The 19,825-nt window shown below is 56.7% G+C and carries 19 protein-coding genes; 16 read left to right on the plus strand and 3 right to left on the minus strand.

Features of this window, described 5'->3' with window-relative positions; translation table 11 throughout:
- The 7 genes from tgt to VGL70_10395 all read left to right on the plus strand — a co-directional run.
- On the plus strand, positions 1-1,056 hold a 1,056-nt coding region (gene tgt, locus VGL70_10365), incomplete at its 5' end, for a tRNA guanosine(34) transglycosylase Tgt (GenBank protein ID HEY3303922.1).
- A gap of 8 nt (positions 1,057-1,064) precedes the next feature.
- Positions 1,065-1,400: a preprotein translocase subunit YajC gene (yajC, locus tag VGL70_10370; GenBank protein HEY3303923.1), complete on the plus strand. Its 336-nt coding sequence runs from the start codon at positions 1,065-1,067 to the stop codon at positions 1,398-1,400.
- A gap of 1 nt (position 1,401) precedes the next feature.
- Positions 1,402-2,994, plus strand: a complete 1,593-nt coding sequence (gene secD, locus VGL70_10375; protein ID HEY3303924.1) for a protein translocase subunit SecD — start codon at positions 1,402-1,404, stop codon at positions 2,992-2,994.
- Between the two features lie 10 nt (positions 2,995-3,004).
- Positions 3,005-3,907, plus strand: coding sequence for a protein translocase subunit SecF (gene secF, locus VGL70_10380; GenBank protein ID HEY3303925.1), 903 nt, complete (start codon positions 3,005-3,007; stop codon positions 3,905-3,907).
- 80 nt (positions 3,908-3,987) lie between these two features.
- Positions 3,988-5,700 (plus strand): single-stranded-DNA-specific exonuclease RecJ, encoded by a 1,713-nt coding sequence (recJ, locus tag VGL70_10385; GenBank protein HEY3303926.1) that lies wholly within the window; start codon positions 3,988-3,990, stop codon positions 5,698-5,700.
- A gap of 68 nt (positions 5,701-5,768) precedes the next feature.
- Positions 5,769-6,731, plus strand: a complete 963-nt coding sequence (locus VGL70_10390; protein HEY3303927.1) for an ABC transporter substrate-binding protein — start codon at positions 5,769-5,771, stop codon at positions 6,729-6,731.
- Positions 6,732-7,695: 964 nt separating this feature from the next.
- Positions 7,696-8,712 (plus strand): extracellular solute-binding protein, encoded by a 1,017-nt coding sequence (locus VGL70_10395; protein HEY3303928.1) that lies wholly within the window; start codon positions 7,696-7,698, stop codon positions 8,710-8,712.
- A gap of 45 nt (positions 8,713-8,757) precedes the next feature.
- Here VGL70_10395 and VGL70_10400 read toward each other — a convergent pair whose 3' ends face one another.
- The gene (locus VGL70_10400) at positions 8,758-9,660 is read right to left on the minus strand and encodes a LysR family transcriptional regulator (protein ID HEY3303929.1); all 903 of its coding nucleotides are present in this window, start codon (positions 9,658-9,660) and stop codon (positions 8,758-8,760) included.
- Between the two features lie 289 nt (positions 9,661-9,949).
- Here VGL70_10400 and VGL70_10405 point away from each other — a divergent pair, with 289 nt between their 5' ends.
- On the plus strand, positions 9,950-10,957 hold the full coding sequence (locus VGL70_10405; protein HEY3303930.1) for an extracellular solute-binding protein: 1,008 nt from the start codon (positions 9,950-9,952) through the stop codon (positions 10,955-10,957).
- Here the strand turns inward: VGL70_10405 and VGL70_10410 are convergent.
- Positions 10,944-11,918, minus strand: a complete 975-nt coding sequence (locus tag VGL70_10410) for a LysR family transcriptional regulator (protein HEY3303931.1) — start codon at positions 11,916-11,918, stop codon at positions 10,944-10,946. The two genes, VGL70_10405 and VGL70_10410, sit on opposite strands and share 14 nt — an antisense overlap.
- A gap of 151 nt (positions 11,919-12,069) precedes the next feature.
- On the opposite strand from VGL70_10410, the gene VGL70_10415 reads away from it, so the two are divergent.
- The 3 genes from VGL70_10415 to VGL70_10425 all read left to right on the plus strand — a co-directional run bounded on the left by VGL70_10415 (position 12,070) and on the right by VGL70_10425 (position 14,853).
- A complete protein-coding gene (locus VGL70_10415) occupies positions 12,070-13,110 on the plus strand; it encodes a glycosyltransferase family 4 protein (protein HEY3303932.1) in 1,041 nt (346 codons plus the stop codon).
- Between the two features lie 275 nt (positions 13,111-13,385).
- Entirely contained in the window at positions 13,386-14,492 is a 1,107-nt protein-coding gene (locus VGL70_10420) for a PAS domain S-box protein (GenBank protein HEY3303933.1), read from the plus strand.
- 22 nt (positions 14,493-14,514) lie between these two features.
- Entirely contained in the window at positions 14,515-14,853 is a 339-nt protein-coding gene (locus tag VGL70_10425; GenBank protein HEY3303934.1) for a tetratricopeptide repeat protein, read from the plus strand.
- A 66-nt stretch (positions 14,854-14,919) separates the two neighbouring features.
- Here VGL70_10425 and VGL70_10430 read toward each other — a convergent pair whose 3' ends face one another.
- Positions 14,920-15,666 carry an SDR family oxidoreductase gene (locus VGL70_10430; GenBank protein HEY3303935.1) on the minus strand — a complete coding sequence of 249 codons (747 nt, stop codon included), beginning with the start codon at positions 15,664-15,666 and terminating at the stop codon, positions 14,920-14,922.
- Positions 15,667-15,782: 116 nt separating this feature from the next.
- Between VGL70_10430 and VGL70_10435 the strand changes: the two genes are divergently transcribed.
- From VGL70_10435 to VGL70_10455, 5 genes are all read left to right on the plus strand, one after another.
- Positions 15,783-16,196, plus strand: a complete 414-nt coding sequence (locus tag VGL70_10435; GenBank protein ID HEY3303936.1) for a hypothetical protein — start codon at positions 15,783-15,785, stop codon at positions 16,194-16,196.
- Between the two features lie 262 nt (positions 16,197-16,458).
- The gene (locus VGL70_10440) at positions 16,459-17,967 is read left to right on the plus strand and encodes a hypothetical protein (GenBank protein ID HEY3303937.1); all 1,509 of its coding nucleotides are present in this window, start codon (positions 16,459-16,461) and stop codon (positions 17,965-17,967) included.
- Positions 17,968-18,091: 124 nt separating this feature from the next.
- On the plus strand, positions 18,092-18,796 hold the full coding sequence (locus tag VGL70_10445) for a hypothetical protein (protein HEY3303938.1): 705 nt from the start codon (positions 18,092-18,094) through the stop codon (positions 18,794-18,796).
- A gap of 296 nt (positions 18,797-19,092) precedes the next feature.
- On the plus strand, positions 19,093-19,302 hold the full coding sequence (locus tag VGL70_10450; protein ID HEY3303939.1) for a hypothetical protein: 210 nt from the start codon (positions 19,093-19,095) through the stop codon (positions 19,300-19,302).
- Positions 19,303-19,311: 9 nt separating this feature from the next.
- Positions 19,312-19,563, plus strand: a complete 252-nt coding sequence (locus VGL70_10455; protein ID HEY3303940.1) for a hypothetical protein — start codon at positions 19,312-19,314, stop codon at positions 19,561-19,563.
- Positions 19,564-19,825 lie beyond the last annotated feature (262 nt).

Genomic DNA, 19,825 nt, shown 5'->3' on the forward strand with positions numbered 1-19,825 from the left:
ACGCCGCACGGCGACGTTGAGACTCCGGCGTTCATGCCGGTGGGAACGCAAGCGAGCGTGAAGGCGATGGCGCCGAGGGACCTGGAAGAGATCGGCTGCCAGATCCTTCTGGGGAATACCTATCATGCTTACCTCCGGCCCGGCGTCGAAGTCATCCGGGAGCTGGGCGGTCTGCACCGCTTCATGGGCTGGAAGCGGCCGATTCTCACGGATAGCGGCGGTTATCAGGTCTTCAGCCTCGACGCGCTCAGAAAAATCACCGAAGAGGGCGTTCAATTCCAGTCGCACCTGGACGGCTCGAGCCATCTGCTTACGCCTGAAAAGGTCGTCGAAGTCCAGGAAGACCTCGGCAGCGACATCGCGATGGTTTTGGACGAGTGCATACCCCATCCGTCGGGGCGGGATTATGCGCGCGCGTCGACGCTGCGCACGATCCGATGGGCGGAGCGTTCGCTCAACGCCCGAAAAAAAAACGACATGGCGCTCTTTGCAATCGTTCAGGGGGGCATGTATGAAGACCTGCGGCGCGAAGGCGCGCGCGAACTGACCGGTTTGCCATTTGACGGTTTCGCCGCCGGCGGCCTGGGAGTGGGCGAAGGAGAGGCGGCGCTTCGCGCCATGAGCGAGTTCACCGCGGGGCTGTTGCCGGAAGATCGCCCGCGCTACCTCATGGGCGTCGGGCGTCCGGAGGATCTGATTTTCGCCGTGCGCGCCGGGTACGATCTTTTCGATTGCGTGCTGCCGACGCGCAACGCGCGCAACGGAACGCTGTTCACCGCCGCCGGAAAAATGAACATCCGCCGGGCGGAGTACGCGAGCGACGCCCGGCCGGCGGACGAGTCCTGCGCGTGTTACTGCTGCCGCAATTTTTCCCGCGCCTACCTTCGCCACCTGCATCAGGCCGGCGAGATTCTTGCGGCTCATCTGATGACGCTGCACAACCTTGCTTTTTATCATCGGCTGATGGAAAGTTTGCGGAACGCAATTCGAGAAGACCGCGCGGAATTCTGGCAACGGGACGCGCGCTTCGTATTGCAAAAATCGGACTCGGAATAGGAGGAATCATGTTCGATGTGGCATACGCCCAAACGGGCCCGGGCTCCGGCGGGATCGGCTCGCTGGTCAGCTTCGCGCCGCTGATCCTGGTGTTCATCATATTTTATGTTCTGCTCATCCGGCCGCAGCAGAAGAAGTCCAAAGAACATCAGCAGATGCTTCGTCAGCTCAAAAAAAACGACGAGGTGATGACGTCGGGCGGGATTTACGGTAAGGTGGTGGCCCTGGCGGATACGGTGGTGACTTTGGAAGTGGCGCCCAATGTGCGCATCCGCGTTCATCGGCCGCAGATCTCTGACATCGTGAAAGAAAAAGCCGGAACGAAAGAAGCCAAGGAGCAATAGCATGCAGCGGGGTGTCCTGGTTCGCGTGGCCATATTTTTAGCTCTGACCGCGGTGGCGGTCGTTTATTTGGTTCCGTCCTTTGTCCCAGAGCTGCCGCCGTGGTGGAGTCAATACCTGCCGGCCGATCGCATCCATCTGGGATTGGATCTCCAGGGCGGCACTCATCTCGTGCTGGAAGTGAAGGTGGACAAGGCGATCGAGAACACGGTCGAACGGACCAAAGAAGATCTGCTCAAGCTGCTGCGCGAAAAGGGGATCGCGGCGACCGAGGTTTCGCGGCGCGGCAATCAGATCCACATCAAGGGGCCGCCGGCCGTCGCCGACAAGCTCAGGGACCTGCTCAAGAGCGATTTCGGCAATCTTACGGTGATCAATTCTCAAACCGGAGGCGGCGGCGTGGAGCTGACGGTCGGCTTGAGCGAAAAGGAGCTCCGCGCGTTGCGCGACGGCACCGTGGACCAATCCCTGGAGACGATCCGCAACCGCATCGATCAATTCGGGGTGAGCGAGCCGATCATCCAGCGCCACGGACAGCAGGACATTCTGGTGCAACTGCCGGGGATTCAAGACCCGGAGCGCGCCAAGGAGATTATCGGCAAGACCGCGCTGCTTGAATTCAAGCTCTTGGTCGAGCCGGTCAGCGAAGATGCGCTGCGCAATCCGCCGTCCGGAACCGAGATTCTTTACGGCTACGGACCCCGAGGGGATGGAAGATCCGGAGGCGAGAAGGTGCCGTATCTGGTGCATTCGCAGGCGTTGATGACCGGCGAGTACATAGCCGACGCGCGCGTCCGTCCCAGCGAGCGCCTGGAAGGGCCTTACGTGGAGCTGATTCTCAACAGCACCGGCGCGCGGCTTTTCGAGCGCATCACGGCCGAGAACGTGAAGCGCCGGCTGGCGATCGTTCTCGACAACAAAGTCTACTCGGCGCCGGTCATCCAGGAGCGCATCGGCGGCGGGCGCGCCTCGATCACGGGAAGCTTCGATATGAAAGAGGCGCGCGACCTCGCCATCGTTCTCAGGGCGGGCGCCCTCCCGGCGCCGGTGGAGATCGTCGAAGAGCGCACCGTCGGGCCGTCGCTCGGAAGCGATTCGATCCGCCAGGGCATTATTTCATTCATCACGGGCGGCGGCCTGGTCATTTTATTCATGATCGCCTACTACAAGGGCGCCGGCCTCCTCGCCGACGTAGCGGTAATTTTCAATATCCTCTACCTGCTGGCGATTCTGGCCGGCTTCAAGGCGGTGCTGACACTGCCCGGCATTGCCGGCATCGTCCTGACGGTGGGCATGGCGGTCGACGCCAACGTGCTCATCAATGAGCGCATTCGCGAAGAGCTGCGGGCGGGAAAGTCGCCGCGCGCGTCGATCGAGGCGGGCTACGAGCGCGCTTTGCCGGCAATTCTCGACTCCAACATCACGACGATTCTCTCCGGCTTGATCCTTTTTCAGTTCGGCACGGGTCCGATCAAGGGATTCGCGGTCACCCTGTGCGTCGGTATTCTCACGACGGTTCTCAGCGCGGTTTATCTGACGCGAATCCACTACGACTATCGCATAGCCGGCCGCACGCTCGCGCGCGTCAGCATCTGAGAGGAAGGCGATGGAGATCATCAGGCCCGGAACGAACATACCGTTTACCAAGTACCGCACCGTCGCGGTGATCGTGTCCACGGCGGTGAACCTCGTCGTGCTGCTTTTGCTGTTCACGAGAGGCCCCAACCTGGGCGTGGACTTCGCCGGCGGCACCGTGGTGCAGCTCAAGTTTCAGCAGAAGGTCTCGATCCCGGACATCCGGCGCGCGCTGACGCCGATCGGCCTGGGCGACAGCGTGATCCAGGACTTCGGCAAGGAAGGCGAGAACGAGTTTCTCGTGCGTCTGGAAAGGCCGCCGGGCGAGCTGGGCGCTCTCGGCGAGAAGCTCCGCGGCGCTCTCGCCGGCCAGTTCGGTCAAAACCAGGTGGAGATCCGCAGAGTCGAGTCGGTCGGGCCCAAGGTGGGCAAGGAGCTGCGCGATCGGGCGACCTGGTCGGTGATCGCGGCCACGGTCATGATGGGAGTTTATATCTGGTTTCGCTTCGAGCTGCGCTTCGGCATCGGCGCCGTGATCGCGTTGATTCACGATGTGCTGGTCACGGTCGGCGGGATCATTCTTATCGGCTACGAATTCGATCTCACCATCGTGGCCGCGCTCTTGACGATCGTCGGCTTTTCGGTGAATGACACGGTCGTGATTTGCGATCGCATACGCGAGAACATGCGCCGAAGCAAAAGAGAGGGACTGGAAAAGGTCGTCAACACCAGCATCAACGAATGCCTTAGCCGCACCATTATTACGACCGGCACGGCGCTCATGGTCCTCCTCGCGCTGTTTATTCTCGGCGGGGCCGTGATTCGGCCTTTCGCTTTTTCCCTCATGGTGGGCTTTTTCTCCGGCGTCTACTCGACGATCTTCATCGCCAGCCCGATCATTCTCATGTGGGAGAGAGGCAAGAAAAAAACCTGAGTTTTTAATTTTTAGTTCTCTCAGTTGTTAGTTTTGAGCCGAAACTAAAAACTCAAAACTTAAAATTCAAAATTAGGACTATGTTGAAGCGCTGGATTCTAAGAGAGGCGGATGAGGATTGCGTTGCCCGTCTCTCCCAGGCGCTTCCGGTCGAACCCCTGATTGCGCGGCTCCTGGCGCATCGCGGCTTGGCCGAGCCGGAAGCCGCCAGGCGCTTTCTCTCCTCCAGTCTACGCTCCGACTTGCCCTCGCCGTTTCTCATGAACGGCATGGAGTGCGCCGCCGAGCGGCTGGCGTCCGCCGTCGCGCGCGGCGAGCTGATCTGCGTCTGGGGCGATTACGACGTCGATGGAACCACCGGGACCGCCGCTTTGATCTGTTTTCTGAGAGAGATCGGCTGCAACGCGATCTACTACATCCCGCATAGAATCGACGAGGGGTACGGTCTCAACGCCGAAGGCATCCGGCAGTTGCACGCGCAGGGAGTCCGCGTCCTCGTCAGCGTGGACTGCGGCGTTTCGAATTATGCAGAGATCGAGCTCGCGCAATCGTTGGGCATCGACGTGGTGGTCGTCGATCATCACCAGCCGCCTGAGCTTCTCCCTCCCGCGCTCGCGATCTTGAATCCGCATCAGGCGAGTTGCGCCTTTCCCGACAAGGGGCTCTGCGGCGCCGGTCTCGCGTTTTATTTGATCATCGGTCTCCGGGCGAAGCTCCGCGACGCGGGCTGGTTCGGCGGCGCGGAAGTCCCCGATATCCGACGTTGTCTCGACGTCGTCACGCTCGGCACGATCGCCGACATGGTTCCCTTGAAGGGGGTGAATCGCGTTCTGTCGCGGCGCGGCCTCGAAGTCTTGGGCGGCTCGACCCGCCCCGGCATTCTGGCGCTGAAGCAGGTCGCCGGCGTGGCCGCCGGAGAAATCACCGCCGGGCAGGTGGGCTTCAGGCTCGGACCCAGGATCAACGCCGCCGGGCGGATGGACGCGGCGCTCAAGGTGGTCGAGATGCTGACGACCGATTCCGCCGAGGAGGCGCTGAGAATCGCGCGGGAACTCGACGCGCACAACCGCGAGCGGCAGGCGACCGAAGCAAAAGTTTTACGCGAGGCGATGGAACAGGCGGGCGCGGAGATCGGCGGCCGCTGCTCCCTCGTTCTGGGGTGGGAGGGGTGGCACCCGGGGGTTTTGGGCATCGTCGCCTCGCGCATCGTCGAAAGATTTTATCGGCCCACCGTGGTCGTCGGGTTTCATGAAGGAGTGGGCAAGGGATCGGCGCGCGGCATCCGCGGCTTCCACATGGTGGAGGCGTTTCGCGGCTGCGGCGAATGGCTGGAAAAGTTCGGCGGGCACGAGTATGCCGCCGGTCTCACGATCCGGCAGGAAAAGTTCTCTTCGTTTGCGGAGCGGTTCGAAGATGTGGCGCGGAAGTCGCTCACGCCGGAGCATTTGACGCCGGTGATCGACGTGGACGCGGAGCTCGATTTTTCCCGGATCGGGGTCGAGTTGCTGCGGCAGATCGGCGAGCTCGAGCCTTTCGGCATCGGCAATCCCGAGCCGGTCTTCATGACTCGCGGCGTCGAGATCTGCGAGCGCAAGGGCATCAACGGCGGGTCGCGCTTCAAGCTGCGTCACGCGGGGAGGACCTTCGGCGCGGTCGCGTTCGGCCTGGAGGAACGCTGGCCGGAAGCTCCCCAGTCCAGAATCGATGTTGTTTATCGTTTGAATGAGAACGAATGGAACGGGACCTATGCCGTGGAGCTGCGTTTGCTCGACGGCCGCGCCACGGAGGCGTGAAGGGGGCTCATGTGCGCCTGATCGGCCGTAATGTTCAAGCAGTCGTGTTTTCATTGGCGGTGCTTGTCGTGGCTGTTTCTTGCTTCGCGGCCGAAGTCGGCGGCAAACCGGAGAAGAGCGACGTCATTGTCACCTACGCGCAACCCAGCGGCGCCTTTACGCCGATATGGGTCGCGTACGAAGCCGGACTTTTCAAGAAGTATGGGGTGAACGCCAAAGTTCAGCTTATGACTCCTCAAGTCTCCGCCCAGGCAGTTGTCTCCGAGGACGCGGATTTCTATACCGACGGTCCGGACCTCATCAACGCGCGGATGCACGGAGCGCGAGTCAAGTATTTCGGCGGCACGATGCAGCAGTTCGTTTTTCAGATGTGGGGCGCCAAGGAGATCGGCTCGGTGCAGCAATTGAAAGGCAAGGCGGTGGCGGCGAGCACGCCGCGCGCCGCGCTCGACACGGCGACGCGCGAAGCGCTCAAGAAAAACGGCCTGGCGCCGGACAAGGACGTGCAAATCCTCTACGTTCAATCCGTTCCGGCGATTTTGAGCTCGATCATCAGCGGCAAGACCGCCGCCGGGACGCTCTCCGCGCCGAATACGCTCAAAGCCAAGGACGCGGGCCTTAACCTTCTCGCGGACATCGGCAAATTGAACATCCCCGGCCTTCAAGTCACTTACGGAACGACGGAGAAATATCTCAAGTCGAACCCGAACACCGTCTACGCTTTTCTCAAAGCGATGGCCGAGGCGGTCATCATGTCGAGAAAGCAGCCGGAGATCGCCAAAAAGGCGATCGGCAAATACGGCAAGATCGAGGACGCGCCGACGATCGACGGAACTTACGACGCCTTCGCGCCGTACTGGGAGATGAATCTTTTGGTGCGCGCCGACGCCATCAAGGCGCAGTTCGGCTACATGGATGAGAAGGAGTTTCCCCAGGCCAGGAATTCGGACCCGAAAGAGTTCTTCGACAACTCGTTCGTCGAGGCGCTCGAAAAATCGGGGTTCTTCAAGAGCGTGGGGTTGGTGAAGTAAGGGGAAGGGAACAGCTGCGAAAATCAGCGCGGACGAATTCAGCATCGAGGCGCTAGCGTGAGCACCCAATGCAGTCTTTGTAAAAAGCCCAGGGCGAAAACCTGGTGGAGCAACGCGGTTGACGGCATAGTATGCTATACGTGTTACCAGAAGGAGCTTGCGCCCAAGCACAAGTGCGCCTCCTGCGGCATGAGCCGCGCTGTTCACAGGTGGATGGCTGAGGACCGGCCGTATTGCCGGACTTGCTATCAGCGGGAGGTGAATATAGCGACCTGTCGCCACTGCGGTCGGCGTAGGCCGGTGGCGAGTCGGGGTCCTCAGGGCCAAAGCGTCTGCGACTCGTGCTACAAGCGCTTGCTGCAGCCAAAACAGGAGTGCTCCCGATGCGGCCGTCTAGATATCGTCTCCCTGTTCACAAAAAGCGGCGCTCCTATCTGTCAAAAGTGCTATGAGCGACGATTCAGACCTCGTGAATCGTGCGTCCTGTGCCACAAGCCGGGCGTCGTGCAGTTCCGTCTTGACGGAAACGCGGTGTGCCGGCGGTGCTACAGCAAAAACATCAACGTGGCGTGGTGTTCAACATGCGGCGCACTTCGCGCCGTGGAAGCGCGCAGCCGAACGGGGAAACCGCTCTGCGGCCCATGTCATGCGAAACGCCGCGCTCCCGAACGGTGCGCTCTCTGCGCGCAGGTGAAGCCGGTCCACACGCGACCGCCCTCGATGGGACCCGTTTGCGGGCCGTGCTATCGACGGCGCCTGCATCCCCGCCATCGCTGCAGCGAGTGCGGCAGCCGGCGCGTCATCGTTTCCCGTCAAAGAGAAGCTATCGCGCTTTGTTCGAAGTGCTATCAGCGCAGGAAGGCCGCGGCGTATAACACCGAGCGGGAGGGCCACTTCTCTTTACCGTTTCGTTGACAACGTGCAAGTGAAGTACAGAAGCTCCGACAACGAGAGGAGAGCTGTGATGCTGATTAACACAGTTGTTTCTCTGATAATGCTTTTTTGCCTTTCTGTTTCCACCCGCCCGGCTTGGGGTCAATCCGATCACACCGTCAGTCTGATCGAAGGCGCAAAAAAAGAACGGCGACTGGTGTGGTATACGGCCATGGGAGCATCGGATGCCAATCTCATGGCGGAGGCCTTCAAGAAGAGATATCCTTTCGTTGCCGACGTTGAAGTTTTCCGGGGCACCGCGGAAAATACCCTCAATCGGATTCTGACCGAGACCCGCGCCGGCAAATGGGGGTTTGATCTAGCGGCCATGACCGAGATCAATATCCTCGTTCACCACAGGCTCATCTCTCCCTACGTCTCTCCAGAAGCCAAGGCTTATCTGAAAGAGATGAAAGATCCCGGTGGCCACTGGACCGGGATTTTTGCCAACTACTATGTCCTCGGGTACAACAGCAGGCTGGTATCTGAGAAAGACGCCCCCAAAGGGTGGGAAGATCTCCTCGATCCCAAGTGGAAAGGGAACATCTCCATCGATCAAGAAGAATACCCCGGGTATGCTACGCTGCTTGCGGCCTGGGGCAGGGAGAAAACCGAGAAGTATATGCAGGCCTTGGCGCGGCAGAGCATCCACTGGAAGAAGGGCCATACCCTGATTGCTCAATTGATGGGCGCGGGAGAGTTTCCTATGGCCATTGTCTATGCACACCGGATAGAGGAAATGAAGAAGAAAGGCGCCCCGGTAGACTGGGTAAATACGCTCAATCCCATCGTCGCTTCGATCAGCGGCATCGGCCTCAGCTCCAAACCGAATCATCCGAATGCCGCAAGGCTTTTTATAGACTTTGTTCTTTCTCGAGAGGGTCAGGCAATGATCCGCTCCTTTAATCGCGTCGCGGCACGTTCGGACGTGGAGCCCCTCGCACCGAAATTAGACCAGACCAAGCTCAAGCTTAAGGCGGTTCCCGTGGACATTGGAACGCGCTATAGCGAATACGTTCACGAGTTCAGGCGCATCTTTGGTCTATAGCCCAGCCAGGACTGCGTAGCGGAACCTCTATTCTAATCTCCCACTTTACGGGCGCCCCTTGGAACCTCTAAGAAAGTCGATAAACGCCCGGACTAGAGGAGATCTCTGTTGGTTCTTGTGAACCACGATGTACATGGTTCTTTTGATGTTGAGCTCCGGCACCTTCAAAATTTTTAGCCTGCCGGCCTTAACATCTGACATGACATGGACCTTGCTCAAGAAGCCAATGCCCAGCCCATTGGCCACCACGCCTCTGATGGCATCTCTGCTACCCATTTGGAGATTGACCTCCACCGCGGATATAGCGGGGATGCCTTTCTCCGCGAACTTTTTCTCAAGCATATTTCGGATTGGAGTGCCTTTCTCATACGTAACCAACGGTTGCTTAGCCAGAAGCGTTAAGGGTACGGAACGTCTTTTGGTGAGAGGATGCCTCGGTGGCGCAATAGCCACAACGTCCTCCTCTAGATAGAGCTCGCTCAGAAGGAGACGCGAGCGTGGAAGCCAGCTCAGGATTGCAAGGTCGATGTTCCCTTCCAGCAGTTTCTGCTCCAAGGCCTCGCTCGTCTGGATCGTTAGGTCGACATCGACCCCGGGATACTCCTTCTTGAACTTTTGTATGGCCACCGGCAGAAAGGTAGCCGTCGCGATGCCTGCACCACCAACCATGAGCCTCCCTTTCTTCAGCCCCTTCACTTGATCCATCTCGTCGGGAATTTTATCGACGGTACTCAGCACGGTCTCCGCAAGTTTCAACAGCCGCCTGCCGGCTTCGGTGAGGTGAGGCCTCACGCCCAACTTCTCGAAGAGCTTCACCTTAAGTTCTTTCTCTAGACCGATCACTAGAGCGGAGGCCGACGGCTGGCTGATATTCAAGGCCTTCCCGGCCTTGGTGAAGCTTCCTTCCTTCGCGACGGTGGCGAATGCCTTCAACTGCCACAATGTCATCGGGGAATCTCCTAAGTGAGCGATTAGGAATTTTCTCTCGGCAGGTTATGGAAATCAAGAATCTTTCTGCGTATACAAATCATGCGATTAGTCTATAGATTAGGACAAAAATGTTGTCTGTGCTTGTTAGTTGAATGTTAGAAGATATAGATGACGCAGAGAAGATCAACGTCTAGGAACGAAGGCGCACCGTGGACAAAGGAGAATCCAAGAAGGACTTGACAACGCGACGAAATATTCTGTATAGAGCGCTCACAAGCGAGAGGGCAAAGCGTGGGGCTGGATTGACATGATACGGGTTTTCTCTCTGATCGCCCTGGTTTGCGCATCCCTTGTCACTGCCCGCGCCTGGGGACAGGCGGACCACGCCGCCAAACTGATCGAAGGCGCCAAGAAGGAAGGGAAGCTCGTCTGGCACACCTCGATGAGCGTCTCGGACGCCAAGCTGTTGGTCGACAGTTTCATGAAAAAATATCCCTTTGCCAGGGTCGAACTGGTGCGCTCCGGCGGCGAAGCGACTTTGAATCGCCTATTGAGCGAGGTGCGGGCGGGGAAATGGGATTTTGACGTCGTAGCGATAGGAGGGACCAGTATTCTGATCCAGCACCATTTAATCGCGCCGTATCTTTCGCCCGAAGCCAAAGCTTACTTGCCGGAATTCAGAGACCCGGCCGGCCACTGGACCGGACTTTTTAACAACTATTTCGTGGTTGGATACAATACAAAATTAGTTTCCGACGCGGAGTCGCCGCGAATATGGAAGGATCTGCTCGCCGGCAAATGGAAAAATAATATCTCTATGGATCAGGAAGAATACCCGTTGTACGCCGCGCTGCTGGCCGCTTGGGGAAAGAATCATACTCATAGCTTCATAAGATCCCTGGCCCAACAAAACATTCAATGGCGCAAGGGCCATACCCTCATCGCGCAACTCATCGCCGCCGGAGAATTTTCCTTGGGAATCGTCTACGCTCACACGGTCGAAGCCATGAAGAAGGCCGGAGCGCCCATAGAATGGAACAACACCCTCGACCCTATTGTCGTATTGGTGAACGGCATCGCTCTCAGCGCCAAGCCGAATAATCCCAATCTGGCGAGGCTCTTTATCGATTTTACTTTGTCCAAGGAGGGGCAGGGGCTGGTGCGATCGTTGAATAGAATTCCGGCCCGCGGGGACATCGATCCGCCGTCGCCGAAAATGCAGCAAAGCAAGCTCCAGTTGAAGGCGGTGCCGCAAGATATGGGGACGCGATATAAAACTTACGTAGAGGAATTCCGACAGCTCACGGGGCAGTGACTCTAGAACTCCGGGATGTTCTTTCGTTGCCTCGTTTGCCGGCGGCCGTCGCGATTTTTCCCCAGCGTTCTTTATAACTTTTCAAAAATTCGATAAACGCCTGGAGCAGTTGATTGTTGCGTCGCTTCTTATGATAGGCGAGATACATCGCTCGTTTTACGTTCAGGTCGGTGACATTTAAAATCTTCAACAGCCCTGCCTTGACGTCCAGAGCGACGCAGTGCTCGGGAAGAAAACTTATTCCAAGGTCGTTGGCGACGGCGGATTTGATGGCGTCCCTCCCGGCGGAAAGGACGTTGATCTCCAGCACCGGCACGAAGGGGAGTCTCCTCTGGTTGAAAACATTTTCCACCATCTCTCTGGAGAGAGTGCCTTTCTCATCGGCGACAATGGGCTCTTGGGCGACCTGTTCCAAGCGCACCGAGCGTCTTTTGGCGAGCGGGTGACGGGGCGGCGCGATCACGACGACTCTCTCTTCCTGATAAAGGGTCGCGGCGATCAAGGAAGATTTAGGAGCGTTGCCCATGAGGGCCACGTCCACTTCTCCATTGAGCAGCTTTTCCTCGATGATCCCGCTTCGTTGAATCATCAACTTGACTTCGATCGAAGGGAAGGATTTTTTAAACGCCTGGACGGCGACGGGCAGCAGCGTGGCGCCGGCAAAGCCCGATCCCCCGACCGAAAGCCGGCCTTTCTTCATCCCCTTGATCTCGTCCATCTCGTCGGGAATCTTCTCGATGGTGGCCAGCGCGCTCTCCACGAGTTTCAGGAGCCGTCTGCCGGCTTCCGTGAGGTGGGGTTTCACGCCTAATTTCTCAAAGAGCTTTACCCCAAGCTCTTTTTGTAGACCGATCACCAAGGCCGACACCGACGGCTGGCTGATGCTCAAGGCCTTTCCGGCCTTGGTGAAGCTTCCTTCCTTGGCGACGGTCGAGAACGCCTGTAGCTGCCAAAGCGTCATGAGCAATCTCCTCTTATCCGATTATCCTATAGAGGCGGGATTCTGCGTGATTGGGAGAGAGAAATCAAGAAGATTCTTCGAGCGGCGGTCGTCGAGCGGTGTGGACCTCCTCCGGGCATTGAAGTATAGGTCTCTATTAAAATCGTGAGTCATGAAGATCGCCGAGATCACCAGCGTCTATCTCTCCGTGCCGCCGAAGACGCACGGCGGGACCGAGCGCATCGTTTATCATCTGTGCCGCGAGCTTACCCGGCGCGGCCATCAGGTGGAGCTCTTCGCTTCGGGCGACTCGAAGGTCGATTGTCCGGTACGGTCCGTTGTGCCCGTCGCCAGCCTCGACGATCCTCAATCGACCGTCTATCTCGAAAAAGAATTCGAGGCGCGCAATACCTACCATCTTTACCGGCAGGCGGCTCGTTTCGATTTGATCCATGCCCATTGGCCGACGCTGGCGCCTTATTTTTCAGCTTTGACCCGGACGCCTACGCTCGTCACCTACGCCTACATCGAAAAAGCGCTCCATGAATATTATCGGAAAGAGTTTCCGAATTGTTTTCCCGTCTGTGTGAGCCGCGCGCAGGCAAAGATGCTCGGCGACGAGTCTTTGCCCGTGGTCTACAACGGCGTCGAGCCGGAGGAAATTCCGTTCAACGATAGGCCGGAGGATTTTTTCATCGCCGTCGGCCGCATGACGCCGGGGAAAGGAATCGCGGAAGCCATTCGAATCGCCCGGAAAGCGAACGTCCGGCTGCTTATCGTCGGCCAGGTCACCAAGCACTTGCCCTGGAGCGAGGAATATTTTCTCAGCGAGGTGAGGCCGCACGTCGATGGGAAACAGATCCGGCACGTCGAGGCGATGCCCTACGCCGAGCTCGTGCAGTGGATGGGCCGGGCGCGCGGTTTCCTGTTCCCGCTCCAGTGGGACGAGCCGTTCGGAATGGTCGTCGCCGAATCGATGGCTGCGGGAACGCCGGTGCTGGCCTATGCGCGCGGAGCCATGCCCGAGCTGGTTCGACACGGCGAAACCGGCTTTCTCGCGCGCGACGAAGACGAGATGGTTCAAGCCGTCGCCGCCGTCGACAAGCTCGACCGCCAGCGCTGCCGCGCATGGGTGGAAAAAAACTTTTCCGTGGAACGGATGGTGGAGGGCTACGAAAAAATCTACGCGCAGGCGATCCGCCGCGGAAACTAGAATCCCGCTTCATCCGGATATCTAACAGGATGCTGAAAAAAGCCCCTCGTGCTTCGAGAGCCTCAGCACGAACGGAAATTCTCCAATGATTTCAATCCATCCTCCGTTCGTCCTGACCCCTCGACAGGCTCGGGGCTAAAGGCTGTCGAGGGGGCCTGCCCTGAGCCCCTCGAAGGGTCGAAGGATGAACGGAGTGCTTCAGCACCCTGCTAGGCTTGGAGCTTGCAATCCGGGGCGTAAAGGACTTAATATTATTAGGTGAAGCCCTGACCCGTATGTCGCTATCCCCAGATTACTTCCAAAAACTCGTCGAGAGCAGCCCCGACATCATCATCGCAGTCAACCGGGCGGGCACGATCATCTTCTACAATGACGGCGCCCGGCAAAATCTCGGTTTTACGCAGGAAGAGATGTTGGGCAAAGACGTCCTGGAGATCTACGCGACGAGGGAAGAAGCGCGCAAGGTCATGGCGGCGATGCGGCGCGGCGAGGGCGGCGAGCCGGGGAAGGTCTGCAACTTCGAGACGGTCTTTAAGACCAAAAAGGGCGAGCGCATCCCGGTGGCCATTTCCGCTTCGATCATCCACGACGCCGCGGGCGGCGAGCTGGGCTCCATCGGTTTCGCCAAGGACATCCGCGGCATCAGGCGCCGCGACCAGCTCGCCACGCTCGGCGAGATCGCCACCGGACTTTCGCACGAGATCAACAACTCGCTGGAGGTCTTGGTGAACCAGCTCGACCTGCTCCAGGAGTACGTCGGCCGGGTGGCGACGGACGAAGAGTACGTGGTCGAGTCGGAACGGCTCGAGTCGGTGGAACAACAGCTCAAAAAGATCCAGGCGATCACGCGACGCATCGGCGAGATGGCTGAGGGCGGCGAGTACGGCACCAAGGAGTACCACGACGGCAGGATGATGGCGGACTTGAAGCTGACGCCGGCGCCGAAGGCGGAGGAAGACACTCAACCGGGAACGGGCGCTTCGCTGGAGGGTTTGCGGCTGCTGGTGGTCGATGACGACCTCGGAGTCTGCTGTTCGTTGAAAGATCTGCTTCAGAGAGAAAGATGCGTCGTGGAAACCGCTCCTTCGGGCCAAAAAGCGATGGAGTTGTTGGAGGGCAGGGAATTCGACCTGGTGCTGAGCGACGTCGTGATGCCGGACATGGACGGATACGCGGTTTATCGCGAAGTGAAGAAAGAACGTCCCGGCTTGCCGGTCGTTCTCATGACGGCTTTTTATTACGACAAGGACCACGTCATCAAGCGAAGCTGCCTGGACGGACTCAAGTGCGTCATCTTCAAGAAACCGATCGATCCCGATCGTCTGAAGAAAATCATCCTGGAGCAGTGCCGAAAAGACGAAGCGGTTCTCGAACGCGACTAGCCCCACCGGTCCGGAGCGCAACGTGACAAAAGAGGAACATTTCAACCGAGGGATGGAGCTGTTTGCCGAAGGCAACCTCGACGCGGCGATCGAAGCTTATAAAAAAGCTTTGCAGGAAGATTCAGGCTATCCCGATTGCCTCCACGCGCTGGCGATGGCACTGGCGCACCAGGAGAAGCTCGACGAGGCGATCGAGGTCGGCAAGAAATTGATCGAAGCGAGTCCGGACGACGAGCTGGCCTACACGAGCCTGTCGATTTTCTACCAGCGGAAGGGGATGATACCGGAAGCCGAAGAGATCGCGGCGAAGGCGAGAACGCTGGGGTGGAAGAGGCAGCTTGATGAAAAGAAAGCTAAATAGCTGTCAGCCATCAGCTTTCAGCTAAGATTTTATTCTCTCTCCCAACCCTCTCCCTGAGGGTGAGGGTTAATGGAACGCGGTCCCTCCGTCGACGAGTAAGACCTGCCCCGTCATCATATCGCTATCGGAAGAGCTGAGATAGATAATCGTGCCAACCAGATCCTCGGGATAGAGCCGCTTTTTCAGCAGCCGGATCCGAAGCGAATTTGCATCGACCTTGTCCCCCCGCTTGAGGTTCGCCTCGCTCAAAGTCTGACCCGGGGCGATGGCGTTGACGTTGATGTTGTATTCTCCGAGCTCGCGCGCGAGCGATCGGGTCATCGCGACGACCGCGCCCTTCGAGCTGACGTAATGGAGGAAGTCCTCGTTGCCTTTGAAAAAAGTGCTCGACGTGGCGTTGATGATCTTGCCGCTTCGCTGCGCCTTCATAGTTGGCGCCACGGCCTTCACGCAAAGAAAGATGCCGCGCACGTTCACGGCGTAGAGCTTGTCCCACTCCTCGACGGTGATCTGCTCGAACGGTTTCCGCACTATCGTGCCGTAGACGGCGGCGTTGTTGACGAGGATATCGATCCGTCCGAAAGTCTCTAACACCTTCCGCGCCATGTCCTTTGTTTGTCCCTCATCGGAGACGTCGATCCTCAGCGGCAGCGCTTTGCCGTCATTGCCCACGATCTCCTTCGCGACCGGATTCGGATCGAGAATATCGACGACAGCGACGGATGCTCCCTCCTTGGCCAGCCCGCGCGCGTAGTGCGCGCCGATCCCCTGCGCCGCGCCGGTGACGATGGCGACCTGCTCTTTGAGACGCATAAAAACCTCCGCGACTCATTTATACATACAGGAATGGTGCGCCCGCAAGTCGGAAAGTTTCGCCGCTAAAAATTATTGACAACTCGGCGGAACGGTACGACAATTGCGGGTGAATCATGGGCCGCGCGAAAACCATCGTTCCGTTGCTCCTTTTCTTGGCGATAGGATCGTCGTGCCGGAAAGAACTCGATGTGCGGATCTCCTCGCCCAAGGATAATGCGGCGGTCCCTGAGCAACCGGTCGTTCAGGGGACGGTTTCCGACGCCCGGGCGACCGTGTGGGTCGTCGTGCATCCATTAGAGACGGAAGTGAACACTGAATACTGGGTGCAGCCTGAGGCAGAGGTGAAAGGGGATGGAACGTGGACGGCGGAGGTTTATGTCGGCGATCCCGGGAAGGAGGATGTAGGAAAGCAATTCGTCCTTATGGCGGTTGCGAATCCTAAGAAGACGTTAACAGACGACGACGTTCTGACCACGTGGCCGGCCTCAGCGGCGCAATCCGATGTTGTGTCCGTGACTCGCAAGTGAAGAGAGCTTGCCGTTTTTTATCTAACCCCGCCAGCAGCGGCACAAGCCCGTAGGCCACGCGCAGGGGCCAATAGATCTCCGAAAGTTTGGTCTTCATTGATTTCACCTCCTGCCCCTATAGAGTCGCGAGCGGGGAAAACGTTACAAGGCGTCATGATACTATAATGATCCAATATAGAAGACGATCAGACAATTAGCGCCATCACAAAGAAACTTAACGACCTGTGTTAACATAACCGACTTAGTTCGACGGGGAAACCACATGGAAGGCATGACACCGGACCTCTACGAGTACCTCCTGAGAGAGTTTAACATTGGGGCATCTACGGCAGAAAATGATCCGCTTCTTGAGTCGGCTCAGATTGAGACTACCGAATTCCATGATCTCTACTGGTCGGATCGAATTGATGTCGTGCGTGGAATAAAAGGTTCGGGCAAGACAGCCTTATACCGAGTCCTATACCTACTCCGCCAGATGGCATTCGAGAAGAAGCGGATTGTAATGAGCTTCGGCATCGAGACCGAAGGGGTTCCGCTATTCAAGAACTACGGCCAGACTTTCGATCAATTCTCCGAACATGATTTCGAAGGATTCTGGCTTGCGTATTTTTTTTACCTTGCCTTTCAAGCCCTAAATGAAAGGCGAGATCAATTGCCCGAAGTTGATGTGGCGGTCAGAGAGCTTTTGGATCAGCTTTCCTCGGATGAGCGCGCCTTACTTGGTAGTGGGCTATCAATTCACGAGCGATTGCTACGATGGTTAAAACACATTCAAAACAAGGTGAACGTGAAGGGGATCGACGCCAGTCTAAAGCCAGAAAAAATCGGAGAAGGCTTCATTTTTTATCCGACCCTACATTTCGATCTCGTAGACAACGAAGACAATGTACACTCAATTGAACCGCTCGCATTTCGCGCGCGCGATAAAATGATCGAGTTAGCCAAATCGGGGAATATTCGCTGCTGGATCTTATTGGATCGGCTCGACGAGGTCTTCCTTCGCCGGTCCGACACGGAAATGAAGGGGTTGCGCGGCCTGCTCCGTGCCGCTTATCGATTCTCGGATCCCTCTCTGCGAGTGAAAGTGTTTGTCCGTGATGATATCTTTGACACCTTGGCAAGTGGTGGTTTTACTGCCCTGACGCATATCGCCGATAGAAGTTCTAGCATCATGTCGTGGTCGGACGAGAAACTGCTTCTTCTAGTGGCAAAGCGACTTTCGAACATCCCGAGAGTTGCAAGTTACTTTCAATTTCGCCCAAAGGACGTTGATGGCAACCGAGAATACCAAGTCAATATCTTCTACACGATCTTCCCAAAGAGGATTGGTCGCCAAGCGACCCTTGAGTGGCTGATAACTCAATTGCGAGATGGGAATGGTCAAGTGACGCCGCGCGATGTAATTGACACTCTGAATGTCTCCCGGACTAAGCAACTCAGACTCTTCGAGACAAAGAAGGAGGTCCCGAAGCACTTCATCGAGGAAGAAGCCTTGCGGGCCGCGTTAGATGAGATTAGTCACGATAAGCGGGACAAGTTTCTATTTGCGGAGTTCCCTCACCTGCAGGATGATATCAGGCTATTTCAGGGCGGCTACTCTAATTACGACTCGGTGGCACTCGAAACTCTACTTGGTTCCGAGTACAGGAAGAAGGTGGATCGTTTGCGGGCAATCGGTTTCCTTGGGTTTGATAAGAAGAAAGCGCTTTGGAAGGTGCCGCTCATTTGGCGGAAGGGCCTTGAGATAACTAGAGGAAAAGCGGGTGCATAGATGCGTACGTATCAGAAAGTAAAAGTACCTGGTGGTTAAGAAGAGGAAAAGGTACCGGGAGTCTTTTCTTGATCTTACTGGCGCGGGTTTTTTGGTGGCTCATCTCAGGCCGTCGCTTTAGCAAATGAAAGAAAAAAAGAAACACACACCTCCCGAGAAAAGCACGGGCGATGCTGTTCATGCCGTAGCGAGAGCTGGCCTCGGAGCCATACCGATGGCGGGTGCTGCCGCCTCCGAACTACTATTAGCCATAGTAACTCCACCGCTAGAAAAAAGGCGGAATGAGTGGATGGCAGAAGTTGGAAGTGCATTACGAACTCTCGAAGAGCGAATGGGGGTGGTATTGGAGTCGCTAGAAACAAAGGATGAATTCGTCGATGTTGCTATAGCTGCGACTCAGGTTGCCTTAAGAACAGGCAATAGAGAAAAGAGAGAGGCATTAAAAAATGCTATTTTGAACTCAGCTTTACCAAATCCCCCGGAAGAATCGCTTCAACGGATGTTCTTAGCTTTGATAGACACATTAACTGTCTGGCACCTGAAACTTCTTGATCTATTTAATGATCCGCCAGCCTACATCAAAAGACATAATTTGCGGTTCGGGAATGCTTCAGCGGGGGCAATGAGCCACCTGATCGAGATTGCATTCCCGGAACTGAAAGGGAGGAGAGAATTGTACGATTTGATCTGGGAAGATTTGTTTTCTAGAGCACTCGTGACGACCGATGGTCTGCATACAATGATGACAGGTTCCGGAATCATTTCGAAACGGACGACCGAGATCGGAAAGTTGTTTCTCGGTTACGTAAAAAATCCGATGGATCAATGACACTGTCTGACAGGAAGGGAGCGAGTGGAGAAAAGGTACCGGGAGTCTTTTCTTGGTTCTGAGACTCGGGACTGAAAAATCGAACGCCACTTTAACAGATCATGTTAGACGTCGAACCCCATAAGAGCCGAACCAGCCGATTGTCGCGAATGGGATCGCGATTAGGCTTGATTCTACTTTTCTATTTGCTCGCCCTAACGCCGGCGTTACTGTATGCAATGTCTTTTTGGCCACGCACGCGTTTAGGATGGGCTCTGTTTCTGTTCTTTGGTCCGGGTCTGGTAGTAGGAGGTGAGATGCTCGGTGAACTCATTCATAGAGAGCCATTCGGCCGTTGGATTGATGCTCGAACAATCAAACGACGCTTCTCGATAACCCGCGTGCTGTACCTGCTGGCAAAAAGTTTAGTTCTACTGACCTTACTTGCGATTGCTGGTTGGATTATTCAACAGCTTGCACCAGGCGTAGTCAATTTTTTGCGACACCATTTCGGTCCAGAATCGTGAGTAGCTGGCATGGCAATCGTCGATGGTATAGTTGAAGAAGGCTTTAAAGTTGTCCTTCGTATAATTTTTGAAGTTATCTTTTTTTATACGGGGGAGATCGTTTTATATCTTCTTACTTTAGGGATGAAGAAACCGCGCTGGGATTTTTATGCCAAGGAGCGTCGGGTTAGATGGGTTGTCTACACTGAAATCAGTTGGTGGATCGGATTCTTTTCGTGGGTGTTTGCAGTAGGGTGGGTTGCAAGAAAATTGCTCAGTTGACCACTCGGCTTGCAAAGGCGTTAGGACCTTGGCAGTTCGATAGTAAAGTTCGACAACGATGAAAGTACTGTCGCGAACGAAATGTCTTAATTGGGCACGAGAGCGCAACATTGCCCCCGATCAGTAAGGGGAATCAGTAAGGGGAATCAGGCTTGCATAGATGAATAACGGGTTGGATGAAAACTTTCATTCACTTATACAAGCCTGACCCGGTGAGCCGCCCAAGCCTGACCCGGTGAGCCGCCTGACCCGGTGAGCCGCC

It is taken from the genome of Candidatus Binatia bacterium, from assembly GCA_036504975.1.
Lineage (GTDB): Bacteria > Desulfobacterota > Binatia > UBA9968 > UBA9968 > JAJPJQ01.

Coding starts and splice junctions, on each gene's coding strand:
- VGL70_10395 (HEY3303928.1), top strand. CDS start 7,696: ATGCTGATTAACACAGTTGTTTCTCTGATAATGCTTTTTTGCCTTTCT.
- recJ (HEY3303926.1), top strand. CDS start 3,988: ATGTTGAAGCGCTGGATTCTAAGAGAGGCGGATGAGGATTGCGTTGCC.
- secD (HEY3303924.1), top strand. CDS start 1,402: ATGCAGCGGGGTGTCCTGGTTCGCGTGGCCATATTTTTAGCTCTGACC.
- VGL70_10430 (HEY3303935.1), bottom strand. CDS start 15,666: ATGCGTCTCAAAGAGCAGGTCGCCATCGTCACCGGCGCGGCGCAGGGG.
- VGL70_10405 (HEY3303930.1), top strand. CDS start 9,950: ATGATACGGGTTTTCTCTCTGATCGCCCTGGTTTGCGCATCCCTTGTC.
- secF (HEY3303925.1), top strand. CDS start 3,005: ATGGAGATCATCAGGCCCGGAACGAACATACCGTTTACCAAGTACCGC.
- VGL70_10445 (HEY3303938.1), top strand. CDS start 18,092: ATGAAAGAAAAAAAGAAACACACACCTCCCGAGAAAAGCACGGGCGAT.
- VGL70_10450 (HEY3303939.1), top strand. CDS start 19,093: ATGCTCGGTGAACTCATTCATAGAGAGCCATTCGGCCGTTGGATTGAT.
- yajC (HEY3303923.1), top strand. CDS start 1,065: ATGTTCGATGTGGCATACGCCCAAACGGGCCCGGGCTCCGGCGGGATC.
- VGL70_10440 (HEY3303937.1), top strand. CDS start 16,459: ATGGAAGGCATGACACCGGACCTCTACGAGTACCTCCTGAGAGAGTTT.
- VGL70_10415 (HEY3303932.1), top strand. CDS start 12,070: ATGAAGATCGCCGAGATCACCAGCGTCTATCTCTCCGTGCCGCCGAAG.
- VGL70_10435 (HEY3303936.1), top strand. CDS start 15,783: ATGGGCCGCGCGAAAACCATCGTTCCGTTGCTCCTTTTCTTGGCGATA.
- VGL70_10455 (HEY3303940.1), top strand. CDS start 19,312: ATGGCAATCGTCGATGGTATAGTTGAAGAAGGCTTTAAAGTTGTCCTT.
- VGL70_10400 (HEY3303929.1), bottom strand. CDS start 9,660: ATGACATTGTGGCAGTTGAAGGCATTCGCCACCGTCGCGAAGGAAGGA.
- VGL70_10420 (HEY3303933.1), top strand. CDS start 13,386: ATGTCGCTATCCCCAGATTACTTCCAAAAACTCGTCGAGAGCAGCCCC.
- VGL70_10410 (HEY3303931.1), bottom strand. CDS start 11,918: ATGACGCTTTGGCAGCTACAGGCGTTCTCGACCGTCGCCAAGGAAGGA.